Source organism: Dyadobacter luteus (assembly GCF_003383615.1).
Lineage (GTDB): Bacteria > Bacteroidota > Bacteroidia > Cytophagales > Spirosomataceae > Dyadobacter > Dyadobacter luteus.
This window is the reverse complement of record NZ_QNUL01000008.1, coordinates 102,763-116,638: the sequence shown is the minus strand read 5'-3', so window position 1 is coordinate 116,638 and position 13,876 is coordinate 102,763. Positions and strand designations below refer to the sequence as shown.

Sequence of the window (13,876 nt, the reverse complement as noted above, 5' to 3'; positions counted from 1 at the left end):
CTTTAGTAAAAGTCAAGCCAGGGTTTCTCTAAAACCGTAACTAGTCGTTCGTTGGAGGTGCGCATTTGTTCGGGCATAGAGGACCATTGGCCACAGCTGATCCTGAATCATCTTTAAGACCTCTCGGCGATCTCAAGTCGTTTCCGTATTTATCGACAGGAACTATAACCACCCGTGAGGTTCGTTTTGCCGAGCCTTCTTTGGTGATCTTTACACCTTCACCGGCGTGATCTTCATGGCGGCTACCATGGTAAACGCGGAATCCGACGCATTCATCTTTAAAGTTTGCAATAAGTTTATTGAAAGTATTTAAGCCAAAAAATTCAGCTTCCACATAATTGTCTTTGCCTCCTTCTTCAATTTCTTTTCTGCGCCCTTTATGGCCATCTTTAATTGTTTTTGCATCGGCGGCAAGGATAATTTCTCCTTCGTCACCTGTGAATACGGCTTTCCCTTGAGTCATAATGTTATTGCAGATTAAATGGGTAGTGAAATATTTAACAACAGGTTAAAATTAGAAGGAAGATATCTTAAACCCAAGGATATAACTACAAATTGATTTAACGGCAAATTAAATTAACTTGTTGATAATCAAATATTTGATTTTTATTTCAGTGCTTATTTTATTCAGGGTGACACTTTGCTTATTAAGTGGTAGTCATGGTGTGAATTGATTTAAGTGATATGAAGTCGCTCTCATATAGTATCTTTCCTGATGATTCCCGTGAAATAAACCGGGGAAAATAAACTCCTGTTTCTGAGTAAAATTGTTTTGATATATGAAGCCTGCAATCACGATTGAATATTGCCCTAAATGTAACTGGTTATTACGGTCAGCCTGGATGGCGCAGGAATTGTTATCTACATTTAGTGATGACCTGCACGGTGTGACTCTTGTACCTTCTGAGGTAGCAGGACGCTATACGATTCATTTGGACGGTGTTCTGATTTGGGACAGAAAGAGAGAAGGTCATTTTCCTGAACCGAAGGAATTGAAACAAAAAGTGAGGGATATTATAGCTCCAGACCGAGGTTTGGGACATAACGACCGTTGAGGTGTTTACCATCATTGTAGACAAATTGGCATTGTGCATGGGATGGGACTGCCCATTTGTCAGAGGTTGCGATTTTTTATATCGATAGCCTGAGAAGTGCTTTGTTTAGTGTTTAATGTATTGATTATAAGTTATTTGGTTGTTGTTTGGTGGTGCTGATATGTGAATAAATTTGATCAGAATAAATCTATGGCACATTGTTTATCGTTTATAGGGTAAAATTGTTAACCTAAACATACGATGGTCATGGAAAGCAAACTAAAAATACCGCAGGAGATGTTGATGAACATAGATTTTATCAATACAGTAAACGGTGGAATGAGTGAGCCAGCCATTCAGCTCGAAAGAGGGTCGGATGGTTTTGAGGTTGTTGTCAAAATTCCTGGCATCGAAGTGGATGATCTTCAGCTTGAAGTTGTCAGAGGTAAAAAGAATTCTACCAGCCTGAAATTATTTCATTTACTACCTATATTTTCTCAGAAATCGCTGCCCGCAGACGAGCAGTGGAGGACTGTTCGGTTTATCAACACATTTGTAATACCGGAAGGTGTTAGTGTTGAAAACATCTCAGCCAGATATGACGATAGTTACAGACATCTTGTGCTGCATTTGCCCTACGGAGATGAACAGGGTGACTACCGAAGAAAAGTAGACATAGACCGGTGGTAATCAACCCCGAAAAAGGAGCCTGCAAAACTTAAAATTGCAGGTTTTTTTGTGCCCTCAGGTATTGTAAAGGGCGATTTCAGGTGGTTGTTATGCTATTTTTATTATAATAAATTATACCCTTCCAATACTTTGTGTTAAAATATTGCAAAGCTTTAAAATTTGCTGAAAAATGGCTTTTCAATTTGTAATTTAGTGGAGCAAAAGCAAGCTTATACCTCCAGCTCAACAATTATGAAAAAGTCGAACATATTCGCATATATTGAACTCTCCAAGTTAGTAGAAGAATTAAAGCAATCCACCTCCTCAGAAAAACTCAAAGAAAAACTCAAAGCGCAGTCAGCTTACTTCAACATCATCGAACCACGTTATTTCTCAGATTCTCTCATACCCGAATGGGAAGGGATATTGTCTTTGACAAAGCAAAAGGGCGCTCGCGTTGATGAGGAAGGTAATGTGATCTCCAACGCAGCTCTGAATTCAATTGACAGCCTGTCTCTGAACGAGTGCCAGAATCTGGCAGATAAACTGAATAGCTTGTTTAAAAAGGTAGAAAGCGAATTTCAATAGTATCAAAAAAAGACCTGCTTCGGAAAGAAACAGGTCTTTGATTTATCCGTATAACGGTTAATTCACCGTTCCTCCATTCCATACTTCTTTTCCGGGTTGAACGAAAGCCAGACTTCCGTCGCGATCTTCAGCCATCAGGATCATTCCGTGGCTTTCCATACCCATCATCTTGCGTGGAGCAAGATTAGCCAGATAAAGTACTTTTTTGCCGATAATTTCTTCCGGTTTGAAGTGTTCAGATATACCGCTCAGTACAATGCGCTGTTCGCTTCCGATGTCCACTTTCAGCTTCAATAATTTTTTGCTTTTAGGGACACTTTCAGCCTCTGTTATCGTAGCTACACGAATATCCATTTTTGCAAAATCATCATACTGTATTTCAGCCTTCACCGGACTTACTACTTTTCCTTCCAGTTCATTAGTACGTTTTGCATCCAGAAGTTTCTGAACCTGCTTTTCAATCACATGGTCTTCGATCTTCTCAAACAAGAGTCCGGCTTCACTGACTGGTTGCCCCTCTTTCAGTAAGTCGGCTTTTCCTGCATTTTCCCAGTTCGCATTTTCAATACCAAGCTGTTTACGGATTTTTTCGGCAGTAAAGGGTATAATCGGCTCAGATACAACGCTAAGAGATGCAGAAATCTGCAGAGCAATATTCATGATCGTATTCACGCGTGCAGGATCTGTTTTGATCACATGCCATGGCTGTGTGTCTGCCAGGTATTTATTTCCGAGACGGGCAAGGTCCATGATCAGGCTTAAAGCCTCACGGAAACGGTAGTTCTCAATAGCTTCACCTATTCTGTTCGGGAATGCGGCCAATTCTGCCAGCGTTGCCTGGTCTGCCTCTGTCAGTTCACCTTGTGCAGGTACTTTACTGTCGCAGAATTTTTGGGTAAGTACAATAGCACGGTTGATAAAGTTACCATAAATACCTACGAGCTCGCTGTTGTTACGGGTTTGGAAATCTTTCCAGGTAAACTCACTATCCTTGGTTTCGGGAGCGCTTGCTGTCAATACGTAACGGAGTACATCCTGTTTGCCGGGAAGTTCTTCCAGGTATTCGTGCAGCCACACAGCCCAGTTACGTGAAGTAGAGATTTTATCCCCTTCCAGATTCATAAATTCGTTTGCAGGTACATTATCCGGCAATACCAGATTCCCCTCAGCGATAATCGTAGCCGGGAAAATGATGCAGTGGAAAACGATGTTATCTTTTCCAATGAAATGCACCAGTTTGGTTTGGTCATTGCTGTCGTCACTTTTCTCCCACCATTTTTTCCACCCCTCGTCTGTTCCGTTTTTCTGTATCAGCCAATCCTTCGTTGCAGAGATATATCCGATAGGAGCCTCAAACCATACGTAAAGCACTTTTCCGTCTGTTCCGGGAACAGGCACCGGAATTCCCCAGTCCAGGTCGCGTGTCATTGCACGAGGTTTCAAGCCTTCTTTCAGCCAGGACTGGCATTGACCCAGTACATTGGTTTTCCATTCGGGATGGCTGTTTACAAAGTCTTCAACTTGCGGCTGAAGTTTATCAAGAGGTAAAAACCAGTTGGTTGTAGGTTTCATGACCGGCTTGGAGCCCGAAAGCATCGAATGCGGCTCAATAAGTTCCGTAGGGCTTAGCGATGAACCGCAACGCTCACACTGGTCTCCATACGCATTGGTATTGGCACAAACCGGGCAAGTTCCTACGATGTAGCGGTCGGCCAGAAATTGCTGCGCCGTTTCATCGTAATACTGCTCTGTTGTTTCTTCAATAAACACACCTTTATCGTACAGATCCTTGAAAATTTCCTGAGAAGTCTCGTGGTGAATCTGCTTACTGGTGCGGGAGTATACATCAAAAGAAATACCCAGCTGCTTGAACGAATCGTCAATCTGAGCATAATACTTATCCACAACCTGCTGAGGTGTAAGTCCTTCCTTCTTCGCACGTATGGTAATAGGTACACCATGTTCATCTGTTCCGCTGATGAACGCCACGTCTTTTCCTTTCGAGCGAAGGTAACGCACATAAATGTCAGCGGGTACATAACAACCTGCAAGGTGACCAATGTGAATGGGTCCATTGGCGTAAATCAATGCAGCGGTAACGGTATATCTTTTGGGGTCTGTAATGGCCATTTACTTTATTCTGTATTTAATAATAGAGCAAAGTTAGCAAAATCGTGATTAGAGATATGAAGAAGAAGGAGGCAACTTTAACAGTAAACCTTATAAGAAGAGCGTGTGGCATGTCGAATCAAACCTGACAAGACCGTCAGTAGGAAACTAAATGGAAGATCTGTTTTACTAAAAGTAATTTATATTTGATTTTATGTAAAGTATATTTGACATTAATTAAAACAAACTATACATTTGATTCATATTTAACTTCAAACTTTACAGCAATGAAAACAAGGTACCTTTTGCCAGGTAGTTGGCGTCCTTATGGTATTGTACTTACTTTAACATCCGTTCTGGTCAGCATTTGTTGGTTGATAAGCGGTGAAGACTTTCCACTTGCTCAGATAAATACTTACAGCTATTTCGATATTCCGGATTGGCAATTTTCAGACAATATATTCTCAACTGGCAAAGGTGGGACGGTCGTTCTGAATATCACCGATGAAATTTTAGGAATAGGGATTATCTGTGGCCTGTTTATAACTGGCTTTTCAAAATTAAAAATTGAAGATGAAAGAATCGCATTGATCAGACTTGAATCATTGCAGTGGGGTATTTATGTTAACTTTACCGTAATGGTGGTATGTATAATTTTTGTTTATGATACCTGGTTTCTTCTGGTGATGATCTATAATATGTTTACCCCGCTTTTCATTTTCGTTGCAAGGTTTTACTGGTTGTTATATGTAAGTCCGGCAATTGAAGCAAAAAAGGAAAGGAGTTTGGTATGAAAAACAGGATAAGAATAGAGCGGGCCATATTGAATATCACACAGGCAGATCTGGCGGAGAGGCTGGCAGTTTCCAGGCAAACGATCAATGCGATAGAAGCGGGGAAATATTCTCCGACGCTGGCTTTAGGAATGAAGATAGCACGGGAATTCGGGAAGACGGTAAATGAGCTATTCGAATTGGAGGAAGGTGACTGACGGCTTCCAACCATTCTGACTATTTTGGGTCTTTGTAACTACATCTAACTTTATAAGTATATGAATAACAGAACACTACTCTCAATCATCTTTGTTTTTACTGGTTTGGTCGCATTTGCCCAGGACAGCAATTATTCTAAAAAATGGAGTATCGGGGTGATAGCAGGATTGCAGCCGCAGGGAAAACTATTTGATACTGATCAATGGGAGAAAACATCCGGATTTATAGCAGGGCTCAGTGGTCAATACCATTTTTCAGGTCGAATGACAGGCTTTTCTGTCTTGTTGCAACCGCATTATAACCAGTTAGAACGAAATCTCTCGAACCGTGATGAGTCTGGGTTTTGGAGTATAGAAAGTTATTGGAAAACTGAATCTTTTAACCTACCGATATTGCTTCGATACACCATTGGACACGGCCTTGTGAGACCATTTATTGAAGCCGGTCCTAATTTTAAATTCAGAACTTCTCTGACAAATAACAGTAGAAGCTCCTTTTGCGGTATTGCCGGGTGTTCAGAATTACTGAGCAATAACAACTATCAGCCACTCGCAACTCAGGATCGGGCCGGCTTAATTGTAAGTGTCGGTGCGTCTGTACATCTTTGGAAAGTGGCTATTCCTGTCAGTCTGCGGCTCAACGAGGGGTTTGGTACATATGAAACGAAAGGTATGATGTACGATACTCCCGCTTACGACAATTTCAAAACAAGAACCTTTCAAATTGTTACCGGTGTAACTTTTTAATCCCGACATTTGAGGATTAATTGATCGTCGTCCGCATGAAAATTTTGATTACCGGAGCCACCGGATTAGTGGGAAGCACAGTTGCCCGTGAACTCATTGCCGGAAACAATACCGTTTACGCGCTTGTGAGGGAGAATTCTGACAGAAGCCTGCTTGCGGATGTGGCTGATAGTGTACAATGGATAGAAGGCGATATTCTTGACGTATCTTCGCTGGATCTGGCATTAGCGGGAATAGACTATGTGGTACACACTGCAGCGGTAGTATCTTTTGTGCCGCGCGACAGGAAGACGATGTACAAAGTCAATGTGGAAGGAACTGCCAACGTTGTGAATGCATGTCTGAAGCATGGAATAGGTAAGCTTTGCCATGTGAGCAGTATTGCAGCCATCGGGCGGCCTGATTCAAAAAAAGTAAGTCAGGGACAGGAGCTGGTGCTGGATGAGACGCAACGATGGGAAGACTCTCCCGAGAATTCTGAATATGCCAAATCAAAATACCTGGCTGAGCTGGAAGTGTGGAGAGGGATAGCGGAGGGGCTCAATGCTGTAATTGTCAATCCTACCATCATTTTGGGTGAAGGCGACTGGGAAAAGAGCAGTACACAACTGTTCCGTTACGTATTCAGAGAAAAACCGTTTTATACAGAAGGCGTTGCGAATTGTGTGGATGTTCGGGACGTATCCGAAGTAATTGTAAAATTGCTGTTTTCATCCATTTCGGGTGAGCGTTTTCTTCTGAATGGAGCGAGTATTTCCTATCGGGATTTGTTCAATCTGATGGCAGATTCAATGAAGAAAAAGCGTCCGTCATTTCGTGTCGGGCCGGGATTGGCCGGGGTAATCTGGCGCGTGGAAGCAGTACGTACATTGTTGTTGGGGACCAAGCCTCTGATCACCAGGGAGACCGCTCAGTCCGCAGCGCGACGAATCCGGTACAACAACGAAAAAATAAAAAATGCCTTAGGATTTAGCTTTCAACCGATTGAGAAAACGGTGGCGAGAGTCAGCGAAAGTTTACTTGGTAAGATTTGATAAACAAGGAATTATTTTTAACTTTCTTTCATTATCAATGTTAGTTCTTTGTTGAAAGACAACTGCGTGATATCATGTTGCAGGATGATATATTACATGGAGTTGTCAGGCAGAAAGCTATATTGTGTTGGTTCAATAGCACCAACCTCTAACTTAATTGTTCGTGTGATGGAGAAAAATTTCGGGGAAAGAAAAGACTACATGAAGGAAACCCTGCTCAGGTTTGAAAGAATGATTAAAAATGATGAACCGACCTTTTTTGATCTGGAAACTTACGAAAAGATAACGGCTCATTATATCGAAAAAGGGGATTGGGAAAAGGCTTATGAGGCTTGCGAAAGAGGGCTCAGTGATTTTCCTTACTCGCTTGATTTACTACTAAATAAGGTGCAATTGCATGCCAATCGAGGCGAACACGATCTGGCAATAGAGGTTCTGGAACGCGCATCACTTTTTCATCCGGGAGATATCGAAATCAGCTATATGCAAGTAGGTATCTTTAATATGATGGGTGAATTTGAAGAGGCGATTGGTGTGTTGGAAGGTTTGCTGAACAGGGTAGAGGATAAGGATGAGATTTATTTTCAGATCGGACAAACCTATCAGAACTGGGGGAAGTACGAAGAAGCCATTCAAAATTACAAGCTTTCACTGCGCCGAAACCTCAATAACGAAAGTGCATTGTATGAGCTGGCACACTGCCTGGATCTGGTAGGTCAGCTGGAAAGTCATCTGGATTATTATAATGAACTTGTAGACAGAGATCCGTTTTCACATCACGCCTGGTATAATCTTGGAATTGCGTTCAGTAAATTGGAGCGTCATGAAGATGCAGTACGTGCATATGAATATGCTACGCTGGTGAAGGATGATTTTGCTTCCGCATTTTTCCATTTGGGAAATGCCTACATGAATCTTGAAAAATATGAGGATGCAAAAGGGCAGTATTTACGCGCGATAGAATTGGAAGGCGAACAGCCTGAAACGTGTTGCTGCCTGGCTACGTGCTACGAAAGGCTTGAAGAGTTTGAAACCGCGATCAAGTATTACAGAATTACGGTAAAACTGGATAGTCAATGGGATGATGGCTGGTTTGGGCTTGGCATATGTTTTAATGAACTGGGACGTTGGTACGAAGCGGCTGGTTTTCTGCGTAAAGCCATTCAGATCACTGAATTGAATCCTGATTACTGGCTGGCCCTGGCTGAAACTGAATTCCGCATAGGAAATATAGTTTCGGCTTTTGAAGCTTTTGAGAAATCTGCAGAAATTGAACCTGCTAATCCTGATATATGGCTGAAATGGTCGCATGTATTGTTTGATCAGGGCAATTATGCGAGAGCGTGCGATCTGCTGACGGCTGCTATTGAAGAAATGCCGGAGGAAGCAGATTTGTATTACCGCATGGCAGTGTATCAGATTCATTCAGGCGATTACCGCGAAGCACTGATTAATCTGGAAGTGGCACTTACGCTGGATTACGATGCGCACGTACAGTTGTTTGACTTCTTTCCTGATTTGGAAAAACAAAAAGCATTGTTCCGTATCATTGAACAATACAGAGAGAAATAGCATAAAGATCTTTACTATGAATAGAGGTGCTGCATAGAAATATGCAGCGTTTTTTAATTTAATACTTCCAGTAGCTGACTGGTGCTGATGTCATTCGCGCATTTGAAATGCCCCTCCGGGCAACGCTTGTGCCCGTGCAATCCGCAAGGCCTGCAGGACAGCTTTTCAATTACTTCCACTACATGTGAATTGTCAGACAAAGGTCCGTAACCAAAGCCAGGAATTGTGGAGCAATAAACAGCCGTAACGGGCGCATTCACAGCAGAGCAAATGTGCATTGGTGCCGAATCGTTTACGAAGTTCATGACCGCGCCTTTCATTAAAGCAGCAGATTGTAAAAATGAAAGCTTCCCGATCAGACTTTCGATGCGTTGAAGATTTACCACTTTTTCTGTAATCTCTTTGGCAAGATAAGCATCCGATGGTCCGCCGAGGAGATAAATTTGAAATTCAGGATCGAGCTTGTTGATCAGTGAAACCCAGCCATCCACAGTATATTGCTTGGTGTACCAGACAGAGGCAGGCGCGATGCATACATATGGCTTTTTCTCAAACTGACCGATGTATTCAAAATCCTGAGTGGTAGGATATAGTCTTGGCTTACCGGCAATATCTGTCTTTACTTCAGTTTTAATCAGTTCATGATTACGCTGCACTTCATGCACACCTTCGCTGATGTTGTGCGGGATCTTGTTTGTGAAAAGAAATGAGAGTGGATTTTTATCAAATCCCGTAGTAATATCCGCTTTGGAAAAACCAGTAAGAAAACCCGTGGAGCCGAAACGCTGAATATTGATCACCCAACCGTATTGCTCAGTCCGGATTTGCTTCAGCATATTCCATAAACTTTTATACTTCCCTTCCTTTTTTTTCCATATCAATACCTGATTCAGAAAAGGGTGATTGTCAAAAAGTCCTTCGTTCCCTTTTCGGACAAGAATATCAATTCTTGCTTCCGGAAACTGCTGATGAAGGTTTTCCAGCAGCGCAGTTGCCAGTATCACGTCACCTATGAAGGCCGTCTGAATAACAAGAATTTTATTTAAAGCCATTTTTTATCCAATTCAGAAAGAACACGTTCAGCCTAAACGATTACTTCATACCCTATGATGAGCAATTCATTTATCTGTGAGGTGTTTCAGGCAAAAGTCCGTAATTTTGTGGACACTGCCGAAAATTATTGGCGCCTATTTTGTGTTAATCAGGAATGAAGAGAAATAATATTCGCAAACAGAGAAATCCCAAAGTTACCTCATTACCCACTACCGAAGACTATCAGTTACATACGCTTTCCAATGGAATACGTGTTGCTCATAAACAGGTTCCTTACACTTCCATAGCGCATTGCGGGATTATGCTGGATATTGGCAGCCGCGATGAGCAGCCGCTACAGCAGGGACTGGCTCACTTCTGGGAGCACATGGCCTTTAAGGGAACTGAAAAGAGAAGTTCTTTTCATATTATTAACCGTCTCGAAAATGTAGGTGGTGAGCTTAATGCATATACAACAAAAGAAAAGATTTGCTTTCATGCATCGGTGCTGGACGATCATTTTGATAAAGCGCTGGAGTTGTTGGCTGATATCACATTCCATTCTGTATTTCCGGATAAGCAGATTGAACGCGAAAAAAATGTGATTCTGGAAGAAATGTCCATGTATGTAGATTCTCCGGAAGATGCTATTCAGGATGATTTTGATCAGCTCGTATTTGCAGACCATGCGTTGGGAAGTAATATACTCGGTACAACGGAAACCGTTAATTCGTTTGATCGCGAACATCTTCGCACATTTATCAACGATAATATTGATACAGAACGCATCGTGGTTTCCTCGGTGAGTAAGCTTCCATTTGCTAAAGTGATCCGTATTGCTGAAAAATATCTGGGAGGTATTCAGAGAAAAACTACTAACAGACAGCGTATTGCACCAGGTGTGTATACTCCGATCATCCAGCAAAAAGAGCGCTCAATTTCTCAGGCACAATGCGCGATGGGGCAGCCTGCATATGCGCTACTCGACGACCGCAGATTGCCATTTTTTATGTTGATGAACTTGCTGGGAGGGCCTGGCATGAATTCACGGTTCAACTTGTCACTGCGTGAAAAAAATGGTTATGTCTATTCAATAGAAGGTAACTACACACCCTATCTGGATACAGGTTTTATGGGTATTTTCTTTGGAACTGAACCTCGGCAGCTTTCAAAAAGCATTGCATTGATCAATAAAGAGCTTAAAAAAGTGAGGGAAGTACCTTTGACCACATTACAGTTGCATCAGACCAAAGTGCAACTCATGGGTCAATTGGCGATGTCGGAAGAAAGCAATATGAGTTTTATGCTGATGATGGCGAAGAGTTTACTGGATACAGGAAAAGTGGATTCTCTGCCTGAAATCTTTGCTGAAATTCAGGCGATCACTTCGACTCAATTGCAGGATATAGCACAGGAAATGTTTAATCCTGAGAACTTTAGTTACCTTACTTTTCTGCCTGAATAAGATAGTTTTAGAAAGTTTTATTAGCCGGTCACTTTTAAATCTGACCGGTTTTTTTATGCCCTTGCATAGTCTCTGATAGCCTATATAGTTTAGATCTGAGTAAATTGAATAGTATCCACAGTAAGATTACGAGTAAAATGAAATCAGTTTCCAGCATTTTTGCCTGCCTGATCATTGGTATTTTTGCAATACTTCCGGGCATAACTTCTGCCCAGCAAAATACCGATTTTTATATACCTACCGCCCAACCCGACAGGATTATCCTTAACGTAACGGTTGATCCGTCTACGTCTATGGCGGTTAACTGGAGAACGTCGTCGGACGTAACAGAGAGTTTTGCCGAGATTGCTATTGCCAGTGCAGACCCGCGCTTTACAGATAAAGTGACCCGGTTAAAAGCCAAATCAGAATTGCTCAAATGGGAAGATACTGCTCCGGCAAACTATCATTCGCAGATCTTTGAAGGGCTTACACCTGGTACGAAGTATGCTTACAGAGTGGGGCAGGGCGATCATTGGAGCGAATGGATTCATTTTAACACGGCCGGGAAAACAGGTGATAAGTTCTCTTTTATCTATTATGGCGATGTGCAGACGAACATCAGATCGCTGTGGTCGCGGGTGGCGCGTGATGCCTATGCGAAGGCGCCCGAGTCTGTACTGATGATGTATGCCGGTGACCTGATCAACAAAGCCAACCGTGATGTGGAGTGGGGCGACTGGTTTGCTGCCGGAGGTTTTATTCATAGTATGATTCCAGGCTTTCCCACACCCGGCAACCATGATCATTATGATGGTCCGGATGGGAAAAATGTAACTTCAGTTTTTTGGAGGCCACAATTCACACTGCCCGAAAATGGTCCGGAAGGTCTGGAAGAAACATGCTACTATTCCGATATACAGGGTATGCGTTTCATTTCGCTGAATTCTGATCAGGCAGAAGAATCGGATGAGTATCTGGAAAAACAAAGGGTATGGATGGAAAAGGTATTAAGCAACAATCCAAATAAATGGACTTGTGTGACTTTCCATCACCCGATTTATTCACCGAAATCGACAAGAGACAACAAACGGATGCGGGAAACTTTTAAGCCGTTGTTTGATAAATATAAGGTTGATATTGTTTTGCAGGGGCATGACCATACGTATGCGAGAGGCATGGCGAAGATTCCTATGCAGGAAAAGGGTGCAGTGTCAGGTACGATGTACGTAGTATCAGTTAGCGGGCCGAAAATGACGGGCTCTAATGTGGAAAAGGCTGGCTGGATGGACCGTTCAGCTTTGTACACGCAGCTTTACCACGTTGTTACCGTAGATAAGGATGTGCTTGATTTTAAAGCGTATACAGCTACGGGGGAATTGTATGATGCTTTTGAGCTGGTAAAGCAAAAAGGAAAGATCAATAAAGTGATTGATAAAACACCTCGTAATCTCCCCGAAAACCGCTAATCTGCTTTTTTAATCATGATCAAAAAATACGGATGCTTACTGATGCTGGGATGGCTTGCAGTAGCCTGTGGGATATCTTCGAAACAACAAGAAACTGAAAAGTTTCCCGGGGAGCTGATCAGTTTTAAGCCCTATAATGGCAATCCTGTTTTTGAAGGTTTGAAAGACTCTACGTTTTGGGATGAAAAAATCAGGGAAAGAGGTTTTATGCTGAAAGAGGATAGTACCTATTACCTTTGGTATACAGGCTATAACAGGGTAACAGGGAAGCAAATCAAGTATCTAGGACTTGCCACTTCACCGGATGGTTTCAACTGGACACGCCATCCATCTAATCCGGTCCATCGCGGGTTGTGGGTGGAAGATGTATTTGTGTTAAAAGAAGACAGTACCTATTACATGTTTGCTGAAAGCAGAGGCGATTCTGCCCATTTGCTTACTTCGAAAGATAAGATCAACTGGCTGGATCAGGGTGCCTTGGATATCAGGAGAAAGAACGGTGAAGCCATTGAAGCAGGACCTTACGGTACACCTGCGGTTTGGAAAGAGAACGGGACATGGTATCTGTTTTATGAAAGAAATGATGCAGCGGTATGGCTTGCGACATCAAAAGATCTGAAAGTGTGGACAAATATTCAGGATGAACCGGTGTTGAACTGTGGGCCGGAAGCTTATGATAAATTCGCAGTGGCAATGAATCAGATCATTAAGTACAAGGGTTTGTACTACGCTTACTACCATGCATCAGCTTACAAAGACTGGCGTGAATGGTCGACGAATATTGCCGTTTCCAGTGATCTGATCCATTGGGAAAAATACAAAAGGAATCCGATTTTGGGAGACAATACATCCAGTGGAATTGTGGTGCCGGATGGAGACAAATTCAGGCTCTATACTATGCATCCTGAAGTGCGGGCGTATTTGCCAGGCAAATAGTTATAAATCCGGTTGTGAATAAAAATGCCAATCCCGTCAGGGATGCAATTTCTGTAGTCCCGGAAAGAAATATAGCATATTCAAAATGCCGTAGGCATGTCACGTTTGGTACCTCCTGTACTTCGGATAATTGGGGATTTTGTCCTTTTCTACCAATGTTCCATCGATTCGGGATTTGCTGATACTGGGATCTTTTGCGAACAAAAAAACAATCCCGTCAGGGATGCAATTTTGGTAGTCCCGGAAAGAAA

General features: G+C 42.4%; 14 protein-coding genes. 11 read left to right on the top strand and 3 right to left on the bottom strand.

The genetic code is table 11. The annotated features are described in order from the left end of the window. Nucleotides 1-40: 40 nt before the first annotated feature. Nucleotides 41-463, bottom strand: coding sequence for a hypothetical protein (locus DSL64_RS12660; protein WP_115831265.1), 423 nt, complete (start codon nucleotides 461-463; stop codon nucleotides 41-43). A 316-nt stretch (nucleotides 464-779) separates the two neighbouring features. Here DSL64_RS12660 and DSL64_RS12655 point away from each other — a divergent pair, with 316 nt between their 5' ends. The 3 genes from DSL64_RS12655 to DSL64_RS12645 all read left to right on the top strand — a co-directional run bounded on the left by DSL64_RS12655 (nucleotide 780) and on the right by DSL64_RS12645 (nucleotide 2,291). Next, nucleotides 780-1,055 carry an Rdx family protein gene (locus tag DSL64_RS12655; protein ID WP_115831264.1) on the top strand — a complete coding sequence of 92 codons (276 nt, stop codon included), beginning with the start codon at nucleotides 780-782 and terminating at the stop codon, nucleotides 1,053-1,055. 246 nt (nucleotides 1,056-1,301) lie between these two features. Beyond that, a complete protein-coding gene (locus DSL64_RS12650; RefSeq protein ID WP_115831263.1) occupies nucleotides 1,302-1,724 on the top strand; it encodes an Hsp20/alpha crystallin family protein in 423 nt (140 codons plus the stop codon). Between the two features lie 231 nt (nucleotides 1,725-1,955). Then, entirely contained in the window at nucleotides 1,956-2,291 is a 336-nt protein-coding gene (locus DSL64_RS12645; protein ID WP_115831350.1) for a hypothetical protein, read from the top strand. Between the two features lie 57 nt (nucleotides 2,292-2,348). Here DSL64_RS12645 and metG read toward each other — a convergent pair whose 3' ends face one another. Next, the gene (gene metG / locus DSL64_RS12640; protein ID WP_115831262.1) at nucleotides 2,349-4,421 is read right to left on the bottom strand and encodes a methionine--tRNA ligase; all 2,073 of its coding nucleotides are present in this window, start codon (nucleotides 4,419-4,421) and stop codon (nucleotides 2,349-2,351) included. Between the two features lie 266 nt (nucleotides 4,422-4,687). Between metG and DSL64_RS12635 the strand changes: the two genes are divergently transcribed. From DSL64_RS12635 to DSL64_RS12615, 5 genes are all read left to right on the top strand, one after another. After that, the gene (locus DSL64_RS12635) at nucleotides 4,688-5,194 is read left to right on the top strand and encodes a hypothetical protein (RefSeq protein ID WP_115831261.1); all 507 of its coding nucleotides are present in this window, start codon (nucleotides 4,688-4,690) and stop codon (nucleotides 5,192-5,194) included. Further along, nucleotides 5,191-5,391, top strand: coding sequence for a helix-turn-helix transcriptional regulator (locus DSL64_RS12630; RefSeq protein ID WP_115831260.1), 201 nt, complete (start codon nucleotides 5,191-5,193; stop codon nucleotides 5,389-5,391). The genes DSL64_RS12635 and DSL64_RS12630 overlap by 4 nt, the downstream gene beginning before the upstream one ends. Before the next feature lie 60 nt (nucleotides 5,392-5,451). Next, nucleotides 5,452-6,138, top strand: a complete 687-nt coding sequence (locus DSL64_RS12625; protein WP_115831259.1) for an outer membrane beta-barrel protein — start codon at nucleotides 5,452-5,454, stop codon at nucleotides 6,136-6,138. A gap of 35 nt (nucleotides 6,139-6,173) precedes the next feature. After that, nucleotides 6,174-7,172 carry an NAD-dependent epimerase/dehydratase family protein gene (locus tag DSL64_RS12620; protein ID WP_115831258.1) on the top strand — a complete coding sequence of 333 codons (999 nt, stop codon included), beginning with the start codon at nucleotides 6,174-6,176 and terminating at the stop codon, nucleotides 7,170-7,172. 165 nt (nucleotides 7,173-7,337) lie between these two features. Then, nucleotides 7,338-8,744 (top strand): tetratricopeptide repeat protein, encoded by a 1,407-nt coding sequence (locus DSL64_RS12615; protein ID WP_115831349.1) that lies wholly within the window; start codon nucleotides 7,338-7,340, stop codon nucleotides 8,742-8,744. Between the two features lie 53 nt (nucleotides 8,745-8,797). On the opposite strand, the gene DSL64_RS12610 is transcribed toward DSL64_RS12615, so the two are convergent. Further along, nucleotides 8,798-9,796: a glycosyltransferase family 9 protein gene (locus DSL64_RS12610; RefSeq protein WP_115831257.1), complete on the bottom strand. Its 999-nt coding sequence runs from the start codon at nucleotides 9,794-9,796 to the stop codon at nucleotides 8,798-8,800. A 155-nt stretch (nucleotides 9,797-9,951) separates the two neighbouring features. Here DSL64_RS12610 and DSL64_RS12605 point away from each other — a divergent pair, with 155 nt between their 5' ends. From DSL64_RS12605 to DSL64_RS12595, 3 genes are all read left to right on the top strand, one after another. Then, nucleotides 9,952-11,241 carry a M16 family metallopeptidase gene (locus DSL64_RS12605; protein ID WP_115831256.1) on the top strand — a complete coding sequence of 430 codons (1,290 nt, stop codon included), beginning with the start codon at nucleotides 9,952-9,954 and terminating at the stop codon, nucleotides 11,239-11,241. A gap of 137 nt (nucleotides 11,242-11,378) precedes the next feature. After that, the gene (locus DSL64_RS12600) at nucleotides 11,379-12,689 is read left to right on the top strand and encodes a purple acid phosphatase family protein (protein WP_115831255.1); all 1,311 of its coding nucleotides are present in this window, start codon (nucleotides 11,379-11,381) and stop codon (nucleotides 12,687-12,689) included. Nucleotides 12,690-12,704: 15 nt separating this feature from the next. After that, nucleotides 12,705-13,625 (top strand): glycoside hydrolase family protein, encoded by a 921-nt coding sequence (locus tag DSL64_RS12595; RefSeq protein ID WP_199539384.1) that lies wholly within the window; start codon nucleotides 12,705-12,707, stop codon nucleotides 13,623-13,625. The last annotated feature ends 251 nt before the right edge of the window (nucleotides 13,626-13,876 follow it).